14 protein-coding genes are annotated in these 19,514 nt (G+C 44.5%); 4 read left to right on the forward strand and 10 right to left on the reverse strand.

The features are described from left to right. Positions 1–4: 4 nt before the first annotated feature. From ACED42_RS12695 to ACED42_RS12705, 3 genes are all read right to left on the reverse strand, one after another. The gene (locus ACED42_RS12695; protein ID WP_371702784.1) at positions 5–1,291 is read right to left on the reverse strand and encodes a sensor histidine kinase; all 1,287 of its coding nucleotides are present in this window, start codon (positions 1,289–1,291) and stop codon (positions 5–7) included. After that, positions 1,275–1,949: a response regulator transcription factor gene (locus ACED42_RS12700; protein WP_269335360.1), complete on the reverse strand. Its 675-nt coding sequence runs from the start codon at positions 1,947–1,949 to the stop codon at positions 1,275–1,277. The genes ACED42_RS12695 and ACED42_RS12700 overlap by 17 nt, the downstream gene beginning before the upstream one ends. Before the next feature lie 205 nt (positions 1,950–2,154). Then, on the reverse strand, positions 2,155–3,090 hold the full coding sequence (locus tag ACED42_RS12705) for a LysR family transcriptional regulator (protein ID WP_012601251.1): 936 nt from the start codon (positions 3,088–3,090) through the stop codon (positions 2,155–2,157). A 117-nt stretch (positions 3,091–3,207) separates the two neighbouring features. Here ACED42_RS12705 and ACED42_RS12710 point away from each other — a divergent pair, with 117 nt between their 5' ends. The 4 genes from ACED42_RS12710 (at position 3,208) to ACED42_RS12725 (ending at position 7,391) form a co-directional block, all read left to right on the forward strand. Further along, positions 3,208–3,891: an SDR family oxidoreductase gene (locus tag ACED42_RS12710; RefSeq protein ID WP_009846068.1), complete on the forward strand. Its 684-nt coding sequence runs from the start codon at positions 3,208–3,210 to the stop codon at positions 3,889–3,891. 90 nt (positions 3,892–3,981) lie between these two features. Next, complete coding sequence (locus ACED42_RS12715) at positions 3,982–5,220, forward strand: MFS transporter (RefSeq protein WP_371702785.1); 1,239 nt, start codon at positions 3,982–3,984, stop codon at positions 5,218–5,220. 52 nt (positions 5,221–5,272) lie between these two features. Next, positions 5,273–6,361, forward strand: a complete 1,089-nt coding sequence (locus tag ACED42_RS12720; RefSeq protein WP_371702787.1) for an alkene reductase — start codon at positions 5,273–5,275, stop codon at positions 6,359–6,361. Between the two features lie 208 nt (positions 6,362–6,569). Next, on the forward strand, positions 6,570–7,391 hold the full coding sequence (locus ACED42_RS12725; RefSeq protein ID WP_371702789.1) for an HNH endonuclease: 822 nt from the start codon (positions 6,570–6,572) through the stop codon (positions 7,389–7,391). Between the two features lie 268 nt (positions 7,392–7,659). Here the strand turns inward: ACED42_RS12725 and rlmJ are convergent, their stop codons facing one another. The 7 genes from rlmJ to ACED42_RS12760 all read right to left on the reverse strand — a co-directional run bounded on the left by rlmJ (position 7,660) and on the right by ACED42_RS12760 (position 19,459). Further along, positions 7,660–8,526 carry a 23S rRNA (adenine(2030)-N(6))-methyltransferase RlmJ gene (gene rlmJ, locus ACED42_RS12730; RefSeq protein ID WP_371702791.1) on the reverse strand — a complete coding sequence of 289 codons (867 nt, stop codon included), beginning with the start codon at positions 8,524–8,526 and terminating at the stop codon, positions 7,660–7,662. A 231-nt stretch (positions 8,527–8,757) separates the two neighbouring features. Next, entirely contained in the window at positions 8,758–9,681 is a 924-nt protein-coding gene (secF, locus tag ACED42_RS12735; RefSeq protein WP_012601256.1) for a protein translocase subunit SecF, read from the reverse strand. Between the two features lie 2 nt (positions 9,682–9,683). Then, positions 9,684–11,483, reverse strand: coding sequence for a protein translocase subunit SecD (gene secD / locus ACED42_RS12740; protein WP_371702793.1), 1,800 nt, complete (start codon positions 11,481–11,483; stop codon positions 9,684–9,686). Between the two features lie 273 nt (positions 11,484–11,756). Beyond that, the gene (locus ACED42_RS12745; protein WP_371702816.1) at positions 11,757–12,239 is read right to left on the reverse strand and encodes a hypothetical protein; all 483 of its coding nucleotides are present in this window, start codon (positions 12,237–12,239) and stop codon (positions 11,757–11,759) included. Between the two features lie 276 nt (positions 12,240–12,515). Further along, on the reverse strand, positions 12,516–15,296 hold the full coding sequence (locus ACED42_RS12750; protein WP_371702794.1) for an insulinase family protein: 2,781 nt from the start codon (positions 15,294–15,296) through the stop codon (positions 12,516–12,518). Between the two features lie 345 nt (positions 15,297–15,641). After that, positions 15,642–18,404 carry a M16 family metallopeptidase gene (locus ACED42_RS12755; protein ID WP_371702795.1) on the reverse strand — a complete coding sequence of 921 codons (2,763 nt, stop codon included), beginning with the start codon at positions 18,402–18,404 and terminating at the stop codon, positions 15,642–15,644. Between the two features lie 212 nt (positions 18,405–18,616). Beyond that, on the reverse strand, positions 18,617–19,459 hold the full coding sequence (locus ACED42_RS12760) for a LytR/AlgR family response regulator transcription factor (protein ID WP_371702797.1): 843 nt from the start codon (positions 19,457–19,459) through the stop codon (positions 18,617–18,619). Between the last annotated feature and the right edge of the window lie 55 nt (positions 19,460–19,514).

A 19,514-nucleotide genomic window follows, 5' to 3' on the forward strand; every position in this document is an offset into this window, starting at 1 on the left:
AAAGTTAACGTTCAAAATAGAGGCGAGCCCTTAATCCTGGGGTGTTATCTCTTAAAATAAGATGGGCATGGTGACGCTTTACTACGGCATCAACCAGAGACAAGCCAAGGCCATTGCCAAATTCCGTTCTACTTTTATCAGCACGGAACATAGGCCGACACACATTCATCTTGTCTTTATCTGATATCCCGATACCGTTGTCCGCCACCGTGACACCAAAGTAATCAACCACCACTTCAATTTCGCCCTTTTCCGGTGTGTATTTCACTGCATTTTCAACCAAGTTGAAGACAGCCCTAAACAGTAGGCTTTTATCCCCCAATACTTCGCACTCTTGGTCTAGCCGACAAACCAAACTCTGTTGCTTCATTTCAGCAATAGGGCTGATAAACTCGATCGCATCTTGAGCTATTTTCCCAAGATCTACACGCTCTGTGGCGATCAACGTTTGACCGCTATTCAGCTTAGTGATCTCTAACATGCTATTGAATAGCGATAGAATGAGTTCCAACTCATCATGGCAAGCCGAGAATTGCTCTTGATGTTCGTCGGTCAATGTTGAATCCGATAATACCTCTTCTAAGCGTAACTTTAGCCGAGCCATGGGAGTGCGCATATCGTGAGCCATGCCTACTGTTAACGACTTCAATGACTCTTCATTTTTAGCCATTTGCTCAATCATGAAGTTGAGATGGATCGCCAAAATATCAAATTCATCGTCTTGTTTGGAAACAGGGATTTTTACGCTTTTTTCACCACACAGCACTCGATTCATCGCTTGGTTGACTCTTTCTAAACGCTTTAAGATCAGAACCGTAAAAAACAGAGCCGCGATCAGCATAACGGCAATAGGAAGTACAATGCCCGAAAATACAATCGGGATTAGAGTTTTTCGATACTCTTCTACCGCCTGTCTATCAATACCAATCACCAAGCGATGCGTATCTCCAATGCTAATGTTGGCGGTTTCAGACATAAGCGAAACAACAGGATAAGACGTGGTTAGTAAAGGGCTTGTTCGCTCAGAAAGGCGATAGTAAAAATTAGTGTCGGATGTTTGCTTTACGGCAAGTAACCTTTCAACGTCCTCTTTACTTTGATTGGCTGCATAACTGAATTCGGATGACTCATCTTGCAGCTGTCGAATGAGTTGTGCCCGATGGAACGCATCTGAGTCTTTGTATACCTGCCTAATCACGATGACATTAATCACTGTCACCAACACAAACAAACCGACTAGAATCTTAAATACAGAGGAGCGAGTGAGGGAGTAATCATCGACGAAGGACATAACCAGCCCCTCTCACTGTATGAAGCAAATCAGGGCAACCTGCCTCTTCAAGCTTCCTTCTTAAATTGGCGACATGAACATCAATGACATTGGTTTTCGGGTCAAAGTGGTAGCTCCAAATCGCCTCAAACAAGCGCATTCTTGAAACAACTTGCTCACTGTGCTCAACGAAATACTGAATCAGTTGAAACTCTTTGGGTTGCAATTGGAGATCTTGATTTTTACACACTACTCTATGAGCGCGTAAATCGATTTCTAAGCAGTCATATATCAAATTTGTCTCAGTAACGGACTGACGTTTAGTTCTATTGATAATGATATCTACGCGTGCAACAAGCTCAGCCAGAGCAAAAGGTTTTATCAGATAATCATCACTTCCTGCTTGAAGGCCATTCACGCGATCTTCCACGCTGTCCATGGCACTCAAAATTAATACCGGTAAATTTTCTTCTGTCGCTTTGATTGCAGAGAGAACTTTCATTCCATCCAAATACGGTAACATGCGATCAAGAATCACCAGTTGATACTCGGAGCTTAACGCCATCATTAAGCCTTTTTTGCCATCTTCTGCTTGGTCGACCGCATAACCATGTTCTTCAAGACCTTTGGCCACAAATTCTCTTGTGGTGGTGTCATCTTCGATAATTAGTATTTTCATACTTCCCCCTTTATCGGAGATAAATATTATCGTAAACCAAATACTTATCGCCAAAAAAAAGAAAGGCTCGCGTGACTAATGCGAGCCAGATGCAACTTAGGGGGTAAACTGCAATTCGGTAATAAAGTTTATTTGATCAATAAAGCTTCAAAGGCACTATAGATCTATCGTCATTGAGGTTTCATTTTCAATAGATTAACGATAATTAATCTCTGCCTGATTTCTCGACCAAGTCATTAAAATTATCAAACAGAAAATCCAAAAACAGCCGAATACGTTTCGGCTGATATTTCTTGCTGATGTACACCACATTCAAGTCGGCGCTCGATACTGACGTCGAGGTGTTGAAGTTCTTCATGTAGCCATTAAGTAGCGTCACAAGGCGTTGGTTATTGATGTCATCTTGCACATCGAGTACCGACTTCAACGCAATCCCTTCTCCTTGCAATGCCCAGTATCGAATCACTTCGCCATCGTCTGAAAAGCGCTTCGGCACAACCGTCACAGCCTTCTTCATATCATGATCTTGAAAGTGCCATGTCTTGAGCTCTTCATTGCTACGCAGCATAGCCAAACAGTCATGTTCAACCAAATCTTGTGGCTTGATCGGCGTGCCGTGTTTGGCGAGATATTCTGGGGACGCACATAGCACTCGTCGACTTGGTGATAAGCGTCTAGAGATCAAACTACTATCAACCAATTCACCGTAGCGGATCACGATGTCCATGCCTGATTCGGCGATATTCGATAGGTTATCGTTCAAGTACAGGTAGGGAATAACGTCTGGATACTGCTGACAAAACTCCGACAGAATAGGAAGAATGTACTGCTTTCCGATGTCTTTAGGTGCTGCAATCTTTAGTGGGCCTTTAACCTCTTTGACGCCATTTTGAATAAGGTTTTCAGCCTCGCTGACATTATCCAATATCTCCAGACACGCCTTGTGATACAGCTCCCCAGAGTCAGTTAGAGACACATGTCTTGTGCTTCGGTTCAGCAGCTTCACACCATAACGCTCCTCCAACGCCTGAAGCCTTGCTGTCATGGTCGCAGGAGAAAGCCCTAACTCTCGCCCCGCCGCAGCTAACCCATGATGCTTAACAATGCTCACGAACATCGCCATATCTGAAAACTTGTCCATTCACCTCTCCTACTATTCAGCCAATCCGAATAATGAATTTATATTTTAACCAATTATCAAATTTAGTCGAATAAATATAATGGCAAACATCAACAGAACAACGCAGGAATTCAGAGCATGACTAACGAATCGACTAAACAAGAGAAACACACTTTCGTCATCATTGGTGGCACATCAGGTATCGGCAAAGCACTAGCGATGCAACTAAGAAACGAGAACAACACGGTACATATTGCCAGCCGACACACCGGCGTTGATATCACGGATGAAAAGTCGATTTGTGAATACTTCGAATCGATTGGCGTGTTTGACCACTTAATCGTAACGGCTGGCTCATCCGCTCCCGCAGGAAAAGTAACAGACGTAGCAACCGCAGACGCTAAGACAGCTTTTGACACTAAGTTTTGGGGCAGCTTAAACGTAGCCAAACATGCCGCTCGTTACATGACACCAAACGGCTCTATCACGTTCACAACTGGCATGTTGTCACGCAAGGTTGTGGCAGGCACTTACGTAAAAACCGCCATCAACGCCGCACTAGAAAGCGTAACCAAAATACTGGCGAAAGAGCTATCCCCCATTCGAGTCAATGCCGTTAGCCCGGGTTTAACCATGACGGAAGCCTACAAAAACATGGACGATTCCGCTCGTACAAGCATGTACGACAACGCCAAAAACAACCTACCCGCAGGCAAGGTTGGCGAGCCTTCAGAGATAGCCATGGGTTACCTGTTCGCAATTAATAACCCATACGTCACTGGGTCAATCATCGATATCGATGGCGGCGCTCTACTCGGCTAACACTCCGCAAAGAAGCAAAGACATAAAGAACAATCGTTAGGGCGTGTATCTCACGTCCTAACAAACAAGAATTTACATAGGTAGATCATCATGAAACAAGAAACTGTCCACCAAGAAACTATCCATAAAGAAACTACCCATAAAGAAAAGATTCCATTCCAAGTTTGGATACTGACACTCGCTGCATTTGCAATCGGCACGGCTGAGTTTGTTATCGCAGGCATTCTTCCACAGATCGCCACATCACTTTCAATCACAGAAGGTCAAGCTGGCTACCTTATCAGTGCTTACGCGTTGGCTATCGTTATCGGCGGCCCGATCTTAACCATCTACCTAGCACGTTTTAACAAGAAGATGGTGCTGATTGGCTTAATGGCACTGTTCATCATCGGTAATGTCTTATCAGCCCTTGCTCCTAGCTACCCACTTCTACTTGCCAGCCGTGTTATCGCAGGCTTAGTGCAAGGCCCTTTTTATGGTATCGGTGCGGTTGTTGCAACCAACTTAGTGTCTGAAAAAATGGCAGGTCGTGCCGTTGGCCAGATGTTCGCAGGCTTAACACTCGCTAACGTTCTTGGCGTTCCAGCTGGTACATGGGTCAGCTTGCAATTCGGTTGGCACACCACTTTCTTTACCGTGGCAGCACTTGGCACTATCGCGATGCTTGCCATTCTGACTTCGATTAAGTCGACAGGTCACAGTGAAGCGAAGGACATCAAAACTCAGCTTCTAGCGTTCAAAAATCCAATGTTACTGATCAGCTTAGCAATCACCGCTTTTGCTTGGTCTGGCTTCATGACGCTTTACGGCTACCTTGCGCCAATCGCCATGCACATCACAGGTTACAGTCAAGAATCAGTGACTTGGATCTTAGTGATAGTGGGTATTGGCTTAATCATCGGTAACACCTTGGGCGGACGCTCTTCAGATAAAAACCTAGGCAAAGCTTCAATGTTTTGGGCTATCGCGATGATCATTTCATTGGTGGTAGTTGGCCTTGTTGTAGACAACAAAATCCTATTCGTTGCAGCTGCATTTGTCTTTGGTATTGCATCATTTGCGAACGTTCCTGCTATGCAGCTTCGAGTAATGAACCACGGTGGCGAAGGCCAAGAGCTAGCAGCAACCGCGAATATCTCAGCGTTTAACTTGGCCAATGCCTTCGGTGGCTTCTTAGGCGGCATGGTACTCGACAGCCAACTAGGCGCAGGAATGATTCCATTCGCAGCCGTTGTTGTCCCAGTGATTGGTTTGTTGCTTATTGCAAAAGCCAACCGAGCTGAAAAGCCACAAAACGACTCTATCTTCAGCCCTGCGGAATCGAAATAGTGACCACCGCACGCTAAATCAATCAACACATGACCGACACAAGGTAAATACCATGAGCAAATTATTCGAAACAGCAGAACTCAAAGATCTAGAACTACAAAACCGTGTGGTTATGGCCCCCATGACACGCGCTCGTACAAGCCAACCTGGAAACGTGCCAAATGAAATGATGGCGACTTACTACCAACAACGAGCGAGTGCTGGACTCATCATCACTGAAGCGACACAAATCTCAGATGACTCTCAAGGATACTCATTCACACCCGGCGTTTACACACGCGAACAAGTGGAAGGTTGGCAAGGTGTCACCTCTGCCGCTAAAGAACAAGGCGCTGCGATATTCTGCCAACTATGGCATGTGGGGCGCGTGTCTCATCCAACCTTCCAAAAAGGCGAGTTGCCGATTGCACCTTCAGCACTGGCTCCGGTAGAAACTCAGGTTTGGATTGCTGATGAGAATGGAAACGGCAACATGGTTGATTGCATTCAACCAAGAGAAATGACCCAAGCCGATATCGATCGTGTGGTTCAAGATTTTGCGGAATCAGCAAAAAAAGCGGTCGAGGCAGGGTTCAATGGCGTCGAGATCCACGGTGGTAATGGCTACCTTATCGATCAATTCTTAAGAACAAATTCAAACAAGCGCACCGACAACTATGGCGGCAGCCGCGAGAACCGACTTCGTTTTCTAATCGAAGTAGTGGATGCAGTCATTGATGCGATTGGTGCCGATAAAGTGGGTGTACGTTTAGCCCCGTTCATCACCTTCAAAGACATGAATTGTCCAGACATCGTGCCAACGATTTTAGAAGCGTCAAAGGAACTGCAAGCTCGTAATATCGCTTATCTGCACCTTTCAGAAGCCGATTGGGATGACGCGCCTGTGATACCTGAAAGCTTCCGTGTAGAGCTAAGAGAACTATTCTCTAACACAATCATCGTCGCTGGCAGCTACACACCAGAACGCGCCGAAGAAGTGTTAAGCAAAGGCTACGCTGACCTTGTCGCATTTGGTCGCCCATTCGTTGCGAATCCAGATCTCGTATCACGCTTACAAAACGGCAACGAACTATCCGATCTCGACGGCGCCACTCTGTTCGGCGGCAACGAAAAAGGCTATACCGATTACCCAGCGTTGTAGTGATAAAGCATTAAACAAACACCAAGCCTGCATGAGTCCTGCAGGCTTGCCTCTTTAGAAACGTGACCGAACCGATACCTTTTTACACTCGAAAATTCACTTGCATATTTTCACTTAAACCACTGTTATATTTGAATTTTATATGAAATTTAAATTATAAAAATATCAATAACAATTAAAGTTTAAACGGATAAATGAGGACTCTCCATTGTTCAATGTAGGACAGGTTTACAATCGACGTGCAGATATACACGGTCATTACAAAGGTCAGCAATATGGCGGTATCGCTACGCCGGCGGCTCACCCATATGTGTTTATCTTCACTAGCGATGCAGGTGAAGAATTTGGCTACTCTGATGGTTTTAGTGCAGACGGCACTTTCCGATATACAGGAGAAGGGCAAGAAGGTGATATGCAAATGGTTAAAGGAAACTTAGCCATCTTTGAACACCAAAACAACCTCAAAGAGATTCTCTTATTTGAATCTGTCTCTACTGGTTTTGTTAGATTCGTCGGTGTTTGCAACTACATCTGTCATCACATCGAGCAACGCCCCGACAAGAACGACCAACTTCGTGATGCAATAGTTTTCCATCTAGATATTGTCCCACAAAGTGTCGGAAATACCATTAAATCTCCAAAAGTCTCATACCTTACTAAGCCGACTAAAAGTAAGTCTCTGAAGCAATTACGAGACATTGCGTTAGCTTCAACGCCACTTAAAGCTGACCCCAAAGAACAACTCACGCATGTGAAGTACCGCAGTGAAGCAATCAAGCTTTACGCAAAGAAACGAGCAAATGGGCTTTGTGAAGGTTGTGGTGTGCACTCGCCTTTTGAGACCAAGTCAGGTCCTTACCTAGAAGTGCATCACCTGACACGGTTAGCTGATGGTGGAGCTGATTGCCCTGAAAATGTAATTGCACTCTGTCCGACTTGCCATCGTAAAGCACATTACTCTGTGGAAGCTGCAGATTTCAATGCGAAACTCATCGAGAAAGCACTAAAAATTGAAGAGAATCTGTTGTAAACATTTTCGACAGGCAAAAGAAAGGCTCGCGTGACTAGTGCGAGCCTTATGCAGTTTAGGGGGTAAACCACAATCTGATATTAATTTGGGTAATTATTTAACTTATGAGCTAGTATGCACCTGTGCGCATTGATGTACTATTTTTATATGATTCATCGCGATAAATCAATCGATAAAAGTTAGAGTTTGGTCAATTTAAACCATACAGATTGAAATGATTTAGCGATCTACATCTCGAAAATCATCATAAAACCCATAAAAATCAGATCTATAGGCTTCTCATTTGCCAATAGCCTTCACCATTGGTCGAGAGTTGGCGGTGTAAATAATCAAGTGTATCTGCGACTATTCCTGAAATGCCTTGTGGTGGGTTGAATAACAACAAACCACTGCCGATTAGGCGATCATCCCCTTTCGGGTCTCGAAGGCGAAGCTCCGACTTAATCGGACTTGGCAGCAAACCATCTTTCACTGCAGTAACACAGTGATTCAGAATCAGTGAGCTCTTGTCATCCGTGTAAAGCGGGTACCAAATTAGTGCAGATACCGTCTCAGATTGTTGATACGCCTTAACCAAGGCATCGATCACTGCGAGATATTCAGAATCGGTTTCATAGGGAGGATCGATAACAATCAGGTGATGATTATCGTGTTTTGCTACGTCGTCAGGCAACGCTTTAAGCCCATCACCCGCGGAAATAGTCAGCTTGCTTGAGACATCGAGGTCACGTTGTAACGTCTCAATATTAGTTTGCAGTAAATCAGCTTCATCTTGCTGAATGTCTGAAAAATAGAAACTGTCTTGGCTGCGGCCTTGTTGGTAAGTGATGGCTGCTGAGCCCGGATAGAGAGAGATAAGTTGATTCGGATTGTAGTATTCCAGCACCGACATAAAAGAAGCGAATGCTGGAGGAAGATAAGCTTTGTTTCGCCACAAGTACCCGACCCCTTCAGCGAACTCACCGGCGTGATTGCTTGGCGCTGTAGTGAGGTCATAACACCCTGTGCCTGAATGCGTGTCGATAACATTGAGGCGAGAGTGTTGCTGCATTAATGATTTAACCAGTGCACTCAATACTGGATGCTTGAGTGCATCACCGTGGTCGCCTACATGACATTGATGTCGATATTCCATTCCCTTGCCTCATTTCTACTGACGTCATATAAACATACTTCATATAATGAGGGCTTGCCTGCTCAATCCATTATTTTTTGAAATAGCCTCTCTTTTAACTAACTGACTGACTCTTATAAAAATAAAGCCCTTCGTCTTGCTACAAACGAAAGGCTTTGCTGAACTCACTCGTTAGTCAATGAGGACTAAGGCTGAGCGCTATCTAATTAGAAAACTTAAGCAATCAGGAAACTAAGGATACTCACCCTCAACTTCTACTACTGGTTTCACCTGATAGTGACAAGGCTGCAATCCAAGTAATTTAGGTAGGGTGATGCCTACTGAAATGGAGGACCACGTACCGCTGACAATACCAACCACGAGTGCAATAGCGAAACCTTGCAGCGCAGCGCCACCCAGTAGCCAAAGCGCTGATACGGTAATTAGCGTTGTTCCTGAAGTCACCATGGTGCGTGAGAAGGTCGCTTTAACCGATTCATTGAGCAGGTTATCAGTATCACCGTTTGGGTTGCCGCGCAGCATTTCGCGTACACGGTCGGCGATGATGATCGAGTCATTCAATGAGTAACCGAGAATCGCTAGCACGGCCGCTAATACAGTCAGGTTGAACTCAAACTGAGTAAAAGCGAACAAACCTAAGATAAGCGTCACGTCATAGATGATCGCAGCAAGAGCACCCAACGCCAAACGCCATTCAAATCGTACACTCAGGTACAGCATGATCATTAGGAAACACACCAATACCGCCAAGCCACCTTGGTCAACCATGTCTTGACCCACTTGAGGGCCAACCACGCTGCTGTTAAGCACTTTTACTTGGTCACTTACAGAAGACAAAGCATCCACTAAGTTTGGCTGTGGAGCGTCTGTCAGTTGACTGTAACGAATTGTCCAGCGATCCTGTTCTGCCATACCAACCACTTGTACGTCTTGTTGGAAAGCCGTATCAAGTTTGGTTTTTAACGCATCTTTGGTTACTTGATCAGAGAGCTGAACCTCGGCAACCACACCGCCAGTAAAGTCCAAGCCCCAGTTAAAACCTTTCACTGCCACCAGCATCACAGAGCTCATGAACAGCACAATAGAAATCACAGACATCACCTTACGAAGGCGAGTCATGCTGCTGTTTGAAATAGTCATATTTGAAATACTCATGCTTAAATCCTTACATCGTGGCGTTGGTCACGCCCCCAAACCAAATTGATGATCGCTCGTGAAGCAAAAATGCCTGTGAACATACTGGTTAGAAGACCTAAGCCCAGTGTCAGAGCGAAGCCCTGAATCGGTCCATTACCAATGGTATATAGAGCCACAGCAACGATCATTGTAGTGACGTTAGCATCGAAAATTGACGAGAATGCGCTATCGAAACCACGATCGATAGAGCTAGCAAAACTGCGTCCTTCTTTCATCTTGTCTCGAATACGCTCGAAGATAAGCACGTTGGTATCTACCGCCATACCGACGGTCAGTACTAAACCAGCAATACCCGGCAGAGTTAATACCGCACCCGGTAGTAGCGCAATCAAACCAAACAATGTGGTCATGTTAACCACCAATGCGCAGTTCGCGACCCAACCAAGACGGCGGTACCATAGCGCCATAAACGTTAGCGTAAGACCAAGGCCAAGCGCCAAAGCAGCAAAGCCGTTAGTTACGTTTTCAGCGCCCAAAGATGGGCCAATAGTACGTTCTTCAATGATGGTCACTGGCGCAGTCAATGAACCCGCACGCAGCAGTAACGCAAGCTCTTGCGCTTCAGCCAAGCTGCCAGCACCAGTAATTCTGAAACGGCTGCCCAGTTGAGACTGGATGTTTGCCACACTGATCACTTCACTGTCTTGCTTGCTGTTGCCCGCTCTATCACGACTGTATTCGCTGTACACGGTTGCCATTGGCTTACCGATGTTGTGACGTGAGAACTCAGACATTTTCTTACCACCAGAAGAATCTAGGGTAATGTTTACTTCTGCACTGCCCATCTCACCGATGCCACTACGAGCATCGATAATGTGTTCACCGCTCAGCACGGCTTTGCGAGCGACAACGACACGGTTACCATCTGTATCTTTTAGCGTTTGAGTATTGCGAGTTGCATTGTCGTATACCGAATAGAACGCCAAAGATGCCGTTGCACCAATCACGTCTTTCGCGGCTGCTGGGTCTTGTACACCCGGCAATTCGATACGAATTCGGCTTTCACCTTGGCGTTGAATCGATGCTTCAGTGATGCCTAATTCTTCAATACGGCTGCGCATGATTTGCAGGTTTTGTTGAACGGTTAGGTTGCGTAGCGCTCTTTGCTCTTCTTCAGACTGAGTTAACGTCAGTGACTTATCTGAACGATCACGTAGCCAATGTGGGAACTCTTCACGAATCAGCTTTTGTGCTTTTTCGAAATCGGCGTCGGTACGGAAATCAAACTGAACTTGGTTGTTGACCACTTTACCGCGCGCATAACGCACCTGACTGGTCACCTCATCTACCATAGATTGAGCTTGTGCGTGGTAAACCGGTTCCATGTCCACTTCTAATAAGAACTGCACACCACCACGTAAATCAAGACCTAACTGAATCGGTGCAAAGCCCATGTCAGTCAGCCATTTAGGTGCTGCTGGCTCCATAGCAAGCGCAACCGTCGCGTTGTCGAGGAAGCGCTCATTAAGCACTTCTTTGGCTTTCGCTTGTTGCTCCGCGTCTTCTAAGATCACCACTAAACGTTTGTCTTTTTGAAAGGCTGATTTGGCTTGAATGCCTTCGCTAGCAAGATATTGCGTCACTTGAGTGGCGTCGATCGTCTGCTCAGAACGGTTACTGATTTGAACCGAGGCATCTTCGCCAAACCAAGAAGGTAGAGCGCTTAGAATCATGATGATGATGGTGGCAATAAGCACCACGTATTTCCACTTCGAGTAGTGGTTAATTTGTTTTCTTGGAATGCGTTTTTTCACAGTCAAGATCTCTTCTTTTTACCAATCACCGTAAACACGTGCTCAAAAATAGCGCCGGGAAAAAGCAGTGATCGAGCGCTTTAACCAGCTAGAATGGCCAGTTACTTACTGCGATTGGTATAACTAATGTTTTGCGAACACGAACGACAACTAGTCACAACCAAAACAAGCTGGTTGAGTCATAGTGAGGCTAATAATTGTGTGTCGCTATATTGGGTTAATTGGCGAGTTCAACGGGCACGAGGCGATCATCGATACGACCAATTTAGGGTCAAACGATTAGCTAAGAAGTTCTCGGAAATGCGAGTATTGAATGTTGCCCTCTTTCCACCCAGAAAGCCGGGAGGACGGAGAACTCACAATGCTGGTCCAGTGCAGCTTGGAATCCAACAACGGCGTGTTGAAGAGCAGAGAAGCCAGTATTGAGGGGGGAGAGAAGTCAATCAGTAGATGATAAGCAGGCTCAAGGTCGGCCACGCTTTCTTGCTCATTGCTGAGCATACGTCGAAAGGCTGTCGCTTGAAGGCTCGATTCAGTGTCGTGATAGTTGGAACTGTCATCTAATGACGTGGTGCCAAACTGAACCTTATCGCACTCTAAATAGGCCGACGGATTATCCGTAGTGGCTTGTTTACACTGTTTTATCGAGGAAGATTGTTCATTCTGCGAAGATTGCTCTTGAGCCGACTGAATTTGGAATGGCTTAGAAGGAAACGAATAGCCGTTAGAGTTCACTAAGCCAAAGCTCAGTAAAAACAACATTAAGACTAATCGGGTACCTAGTTTAAGCAATCAACAATAATCCTGAATAGTAAACACTGCGACAATATATAACAGCTATGAAAGTTACAATTGATTTAGAAACACAACCGAACACATTTGACACTACGCTGACAATTGCTGACCTCCTAGCGCTGTATTCACGCATACAAAGTCGTCAAAAAACAAAAAGCCAAGCAATGAATGCTTGGCTTTAATGGGGTATTTGTCGAAGCACTTTTGGCTATCGTTTTCACGCTCTACTTTAGGCTTTAGGCTTTAGGCTTTAGGACGCATAATGTTCTTAACCTTACGGCTGTTCTCACCAAAAATACGCTGTATTAGATCATTCATATCTTCAGTGGATATCGATCTCGCCACGCGCTCAACTTGAGACAAGGCTTCGATATCGTAACCATGAAGTAGATAACGAGACACATACCACGCTTGGTCAATAGAGCTCATCTCGAGAGGCGTGAAGTCAGCTTCAAACTGTTTCACAACCGCTCGCATTTCCTCTTCAGAAACGCCTTGTAGAAGGTCTGCAATCACTTTATCAATCGCCACTTCCACTTTATCAACGTTCTCTGGCGCTATCATCGCACCGACAACCCACTCGTTACTCAACTCACTATCTGCTGACGCTGAGAATGTATAAGGCGAGTAATCTAAGCTCAACTCTTCACGAATATAGGTATCTAAGCGAGTCGCTAACAAACGTTCCAGTATGCTTTCCATGAAGATATCTTTTGACGTAATAACTTTTTCAACCGTGGTTACAGTATTAGGCTCAGCAATGACTCTTAAGACGTACTCCGCGCTATTCACGTTGTTGATGGCTAAATCAATGCGTGGTTCTGATGGTTGCTTGTAAGCCACCTTAAAGTCAGGGACTAGAGCTTTTTCTAATGGAATAGAAGCCAAATATTGCTGAACCAAAGGCTTCAATACGCTTGGATCAATATCACCAACGATCACCAATTGGTTATGCCTCATTTGACCAAACAGTTGCTGATGAAGGTGGCTGATATCTTCCACAGAAACCACTTCAACACGGTCTTTATTAACAAAGAGGTGACGGCTTTCTTGACGATAAATATTTTGGTTTATTGCACGTTCAAACTGGCCAACAGGGCTGCTCAAGAACGATTCTTGACCTTGTACAAACTCCTGCTTCACAGCTTCTAGCTGCTCGGGACTTATTTTAGGCGCGGTTATGAAAGTATAAAGCGCAGCAAACGTATCTTTTAGCCCATCTTTTTTGATATTAAATTCAACACCATGGCGAGTATTGCCTATAAAAGAATCGGCTTGAATATTTTCACGGTCAAGGTACGCTTGAAGTTCAGAACCGGTCAAATCACCCACACCACTTCGAGCAAAAGTAGGCAATGCAACCTCAACCGCTGGGTATAAGCTTGGCTCCAAAGCAGCCTTTCCACCCAAACTCATGTACATCACGCCAACATCATCATTCGCCAGTGAGTCACGTAAGTACCACATATCAATGCCATTACTTAACGTCCATTTTTGAATGTATGGGTCGACAGATACTTGTTCAACCAACACAACATCGCCTTGCGAACTCGGTACCGCAAAAGCACTGCCCGCCGCAGCAACCAACGGCGCGGTGCCCATGTCGCTATAAGTGGCTTTTAAGCTCTCTAACGAGTTATTGATTGCGGCTCTATTTTCAGTCTTATTCATGCCAATGATCATGAAATAATCACCAGAAAGTATGCTTTTTATGTTGTCATTAATCACTTCAAGACTGAAGTTGGAAATGAAATCTCCCATGCTGGTCTGATAATCTTTCTGTGATTGAACGATTCGACCAGTCACTAACGCACTTGCTTTATTGTTCGCGTGATCAACACCGTCTTCTTTATCCCAATCATGCTCAATATTATCGAGTAAGTTTTGGTAGTAGTGCTGCTCACCGACGATCTCCGCTTGCGACACGCCGTAATCCCGCAATGATGCCAACGTCGAGAGCATCTTTTGCTGAGTCACTTCACGACTTCCAACAGGGAATCCAATACTTGTAGATGAATAAAGCAGAGCACCCATTTCAAGACTGTCTGACGCTATCCATTGAGTCGGCAAAGCCGCATCATTAAATACCGCCTCAAGTCGTTGCTGAATCAATAACTGGGAGGTTTCATCCAACCAACGTTGGTGCTGTTGATCGTGAGTTTCAATGATGTTTGAACCTCGGTTAAACGTCAGTGAAATACTTGGGGCTTCTCTCTTCGTATACTCAACATAGTCACCTTCGTTGAAAGTGGTGACTGTCTGTTTCACTGGTTTAGGCGTTTCACCACGCTGCCAACTAGAAAACTTCGCTTCAATTAATGGGATCACGGTTTCGATATCCACATCACCTGAAACAACAAGCTCTACGATTTGTGGTTGATACCAAGTCTGGTAAAAGTTGTTTAGGGTTTGAGAAGTGGCATTTACAACCGATTCTTTAGTTCCCAATGCGTCTTGGGATTCATACGGTCCACCTTCAATAAAGTGGTCATAAAACACTTCTGGGAATGACTTATCATCAAGGCGAGCCATACGAAACTCCCCAAGAACCACACCTTTTTCTTTTTCAACTTCTGAACTGGCGAGATCCAATCCATCACCGATGTCTCGCATCCACGTTAGGGCAGACTGTAATTGGACGTTATCGGGTAAATCTAGCTGATATACCGTCTCTTCATAAGAGGTGTAGGCATTAATATCAGCCCCAAAACTAGCACCTGCATCTTCAAATAGTCGAATCACATCGTTTTGCGAGAAGTTCTTACTGCCATTAAATGCCATGTGTTCGACAAAATGCGCATAACCTTCTTGTTGACTAGTTTCTTGAATAGAGCCTGCATGTACGACTAAACGAATAGAAACTGGCGCTTCATGATCAGGATAAACATGATAGGTAAAGCCATTCTCTAGTTGGCCTGAAGTCCAAGCCGGGTCCGGTTGGATGAAGGTGTCAGTCGTTTTTGATGTTGAACTACAGCCAACCAGGGTAAGGCATACTGCCGTCGCTAAATAATATGTTTTCATAACAACCTCTTAATGTCATTCATCGACAATATACATCTTGAGTTAATGATTATTATTTAATACTGAACTGAATGAGTATCTTTGTGATCTGGATCTTTATTTTATAAATCATACTCAGTTATATAAGGCGCGAATTGCGAGCATTTAAAAGTCACTACCTAGCTTAAAAGTCAGTAACTAGTTTAAAAGTGACAAGCTTGAAAGTGATGAATTAAAAAGTAACGAGTTTAAAGACTAACCCTAAGCCAAATAAAAAAGCCAAATGACTTAGCATTTGGCTTAGATTCGACATCATATATTCAGGGTGAAAGCGACTTTTCTGAAAAGTCACTTTACTCAATCAGCTTAACTTTGTGGCCTTAACAAGTTCTTCAACTGGTAGCTGTTGTCTCCAAAAATTTCTTTAGCATACTCAGTCATATCTTTACTAGAAATTGAATCTGTCGTTCCCTGTAAGTCAAACAGTGCCTCAACACCATAGTCATGAATTAAATAACGTGAAATAAACCAAGCTTGTTGAGTAGGCTTATATTGAAGTGGCGTGAGGTCAGCCACTAGCTGTTTAGCTGCCGTTCGAGTCTCTTCTTCAGAGATCCCTTTGACAGCTTCAGCAATAATTTTATCGATCGCCTGTTCAACCTGATCTAAGTTTTCTGGGGCTGTTAAGGAGCCCACAAGCCAGTCGTAACTTGGCTCACTGTCTTGAGCGACCGAATACACGTAAGGTGCATAATCCAAGCCTAACTCTTCACGAACATAAGCCGTTAGACGACTCGACAATACGCGCTGCAGCATATCATCCATAAACACATCTTTTGCTGTTTTATCCCGAGCTTGCTGGGAAATTACACGCAACAAGTACTGACTGCTGTCTTCATTGTTGATCGATACATCTATTCGCTCTTCTGAATCCGTTTTATAAGCCACCTCATAATTAGGAGATTCAACCGCTTCTAGTGGCAATGAAGCAACATATTGGCGTACGAGGGGCTTAATTTCAGATGGCTTAATATCAGCAACGATGACAAGCGTATTGTCTCTTAACTTCTGAAAGAGTTGATGCTGTATATCAAGTATATCTTGAGGTGTAACAGCTTCAACATCTTCACTTTCCAACATGATATGACGACTACTATCTTGATAGCTGTTGCGATTCACCATCTGGGTAAACTGTCCCAATGGGGTTTCTAGGTAGGCAGTACGACCTTGCGTGAATTCAGACTTCACTGCCTCAAGCTGATCGCTATCGATTTTAGGTTCGGTCACAATGGTATACAGTGCAGCCAAGCCTTCTGCGAGCGTCTTCTTCTTAGTGTTTATTTCCAACCCGTGATGAGTGAAGTTAATGAAGGGGTAAATTTGGATGTCTTTACGTTTCAAATGGGAATTTAATTCCGAGCCACTGAATTTACCAACGCCACTGCGATTCGAAGCTGGAATGGCCACCTCTAGCGCAGGAAATAAAGAAGGATCTAGGGCTGACTTACCACCTTCACTGGCATAATAAACGCCAACATTATTACCCACCTCAGGGTTTCGTAAATACCAAACCTCGATACCATTGCTCAATGTCCATTGCTGTAAGTTAGGATCCTCACTCACCTGAATTTGTTTCACAATGTCGCCTTGAGATTCTGGCACGCTAAACGCAGAACTTGCGGTAACGAGCAGTGGTTTGTTACCCGTCTTTTTATAGGCTTTTCTGACATCTTTTAGCTCATTCTCCATGGCTTGAAGATCTTCCTTAGAAGATAAACCTAACCCCAAAATGTAAGGGCTAGAAAGCAAATCATCTAAGTTATCATTCACGGCCTCGAGATCCGTATTCGCAAGAAACGTTTTCAAACTCGACTTATAATCAAGCTGTGATTGAACGGGTTGGTTAATCACCAATGCTGTCGATTTACCATCAGCATGAGCCACAGCATCCATTTGATCCCAGTTTAGTTGAATATCGTCAAGGTTCGCTTGGTATTGCTGAAGCACACTCGCCAACTCATATTCACTTACGCCATAATCACGCAAAGAGGCGAGAGTAGAAACAAACTGCTGCTGACTTTGCTCTCGGCTACCAACAGGAAAACTGACCGTAGTAATCGAATACCTTTGGTACTCTAATAAGTAGGGTGTTGAAAAAACCCACTGCACAGGTAACGCAGCGTCAACAAAGTCAGAATTCAACCTTTGTTGGATAAGTTGTTGAGCAATATCATCTAACCAAAGCTGATGTTGTTGCTCATGGCTCTGTGTCACTCTTTCCCCACGATCAATGACTATCCCGATGCTCGGTGGCTCGACAGCAGATCCATACGCCACAAAATCTTGAGTATTGTAATCCACTGACGTGTTCTTCACGGGAACCGGTGTTGTGCCTCTTTGCCAATCAGAGAAAGTGTCTTCAATCAAAGGGATCACTTCTGCCAGTGTGATATCACCAGAGACAATCACTTCGGTTAACTGAGGTTGATACCAGGTTTGGTAATAGTTCTTTAATTCTTGAACATTCGCTTTAGAAACGGATTCTTTATTGCCAATAGGATCGTTACTTTGGTAAGTCGTCCCTTCAACCAGATGATCGTAGAACTTAAACGAGAGAGGTTTATCTTCAACTCGCGTGTATCGAAACTCTCCAAGTATCACACCTTTCTCTTTTTCGATTTCAGCTTCGGACAGCAGTAAACCATCGCCAATGTCTCTAAACCAAGCCAGCGCTTTGTCTAAGTTCTTATTGTCGGGCAGATCTAATTTATAGAGGGTTTCTTGGTAAGAGGTATAAGCATTTAAGTCTGCACCAAAGCTGGCACCAGATTGCTCAAATAGCTCGACCACCTCATTTCCTGAAAAGTTCTTGCTGCCATTAAACGCCATATGCTCAACAAAGTGGGCGTACCCTTTCTGTTGTTCGCTCTCTTGCAAAGATCCGGCATGCACGAGTAAGCGTACCGAGACCGGTTGTTCTTGGTCAGGGTAGACATGGTAGGTTAATCCGTTATCTAACTCTCCTTTGACCCAGTATGGATCGGATTTCAATAACGTTTGTTGTTGAGGAGTAGAGCTGCAACCTAGCAATGTGGAGCTCAATACGACGACTAAATAGTATGCTTTCATAACGATCTCTTTGAAGGGCTTTCCTCCAATATATCCGATCGCAATAGCATAATAATTTCATATAAATTCAGTCATTTAAATTTTGAGAGACAATCTAAATATGCATGAAACTGTCAACTTTATAAATTACACAAGCTGATAGTCATAGATTATAGATCGGGTGATTTCACATCCCTTAAAACTGATTTATTAAATTCCCTTAAACAGGTTTCTCACATCCCTTTAAAAAGAGCTTGCGAGGCGCGGCTGATCGGTAACTTCTCGCCCGACACATAAGCCGACATCTGGCCTGAGAGCCCTTTCTTCACCTTATCAATGGCCGAGACTTTCACCACCACTGAGCGGTGGATCTGCCAAAATTCATCAGGATTGAGCTGCGCTATCAACTCTTTTAGTGACACACGAAGAATAAACTCCTCTAGAGAACTGCCTTGGCCTTTTTTGAATATCGAGACGTACTTGTCTTCTGCTTTGAAGTAAGCCACATCATCGACGGCGATTAGGTGAATGTCTTCCCCAACACTGGCTTTGAGCCATGTGAGGTGCTTTTGCTGCGGTCGATAGGGAGGTTGCTGCGAGGTTGACTGGGATAACTGTTGAAGCTGAGCCATTAACGCCGTGATATCAGGTTGTTCAGGGGTATTACCTGTTTGCGTTTGGCTGCTCGACAAACGCGCTTGCACCTTCTGACATGTGGCCAGTAAGCGTTCTTCATTGATTGGCTTAAGTAGATAATCCATCGCATTGTGCTCAAAAGCTTTGACCGCGTATTCGTCATAAGCCGTAATAAACACAATCAATGGCGGTGAATCTAGCTTGTTGAGTTGCTTCGCCAGCGAGATTCCATCCAGCTCTGGCATACGAATATCGAGAAAAGCCACGTCGGGCTTAAGCTGCCGAATACTCTGCATTGCCTCCAAACCGTTTTGTGCCTTGCTGACGATTTCTAGCTCAGGCCAAACCTCAGCAAGGCTCTTGTCTAAGTGATGCCTTAACAGTGCTTCATCGTCTGCGATTATCGCCGTTACGCTCGGCTGTACTGCTGGGTTGTTCATGGTTAGTCCTTTAAATTCACACTGTAAATCGTCTATTTTTCGTCACTGCTCAGTG

It is taken from the genome of Vibrio sp. FF145 (assembly GCF_041439075.1).
GTDB lineage: Bacteria > Pseudomonadota > Gammaproteobacteria > Enterobacterales > Vibrionaceae > Vibrio > Vibrio tasmaniensis_A.

Coding starts and splice junctions, on each gene's coding strand:
- secF (WP_012601256.1), bottom strand. CDS start 9,681: ATGAGTATTTCAAATATGACTATTTCAAACAGCAGCATGACTCGCCTT.
- ACED42_RS12705 (WP_012601251.1), bottom strand. CDS start 3,090: ATGGACAAGTTTTCAGATATGGCGATGTTCGTGAGCATTGTTAAGCAT.
- ACED42_RS12720 (WP_371702787.1), top strand. CDS start 5,273: ATGAGCAAATTATTCGAAACAGCAGAACTCAAAGATCTAGAACTACAA.
- rlmJ (WP_371702791.1), bottom strand. CDS start 8,526: ATGGAATATCGACATCAATGTCATGTAGGCGACCACGGTGATGCACTC.
- ACED42_RS12760 (WP_371702797.1), bottom strand. CDS start 19,459: ATGAACAACCCAGCAGTACAGCCGAGCGTAACGGCGATAATCGCAGAC.
- ACED42_RS12750 (WP_371702794.1), bottom strand. CDS start 15,296: ATGAAAACATATTATTTAGCGACGGCAGTATGCCTTACCCTGGTTGGC.
- ACED42_RS12755 (WP_371702795.1), bottom strand. CDS start 18,404: ATGAAAGCATACTATTTAGTCGTCGTATTGAGCTCCACATTGCTAGGT.
- ACED42_RS12745 (WP_371702816.1), bottom strand. CDS start 12,239: ATGTTGTTTTTACTGAGCTTTGGCTTAGTGAACTCTAACGGCTATTCG.
- ACED42_RS12710 (WP_009846068.1), top strand. CDS start 3,208: ATGACTAACGAATCGACTAAACAAGAGAAACACACTTTCGTCATCATT.
- ACED42_RS12715 (WP_371702785.1), top strand. CDS start 3,982: ATGAAACAAGAAACTGTCCACCAAGAAACTATCCATAAAGAAACTACC.
- ACED42_RS12695 (WP_371702784.1), bottom strand. CDS start 1,291: ATGTCCTTCGTCGATGATTACTCCCTCACTCGCTCCTCTGTATTTAAG.
- ACED42_RS12700 (WP_269335360.1), bottom strand. CDS start 1,949: ATGAAAATACTAATTATCGAAGATGACACCACCACAAGAGAATTTGTG.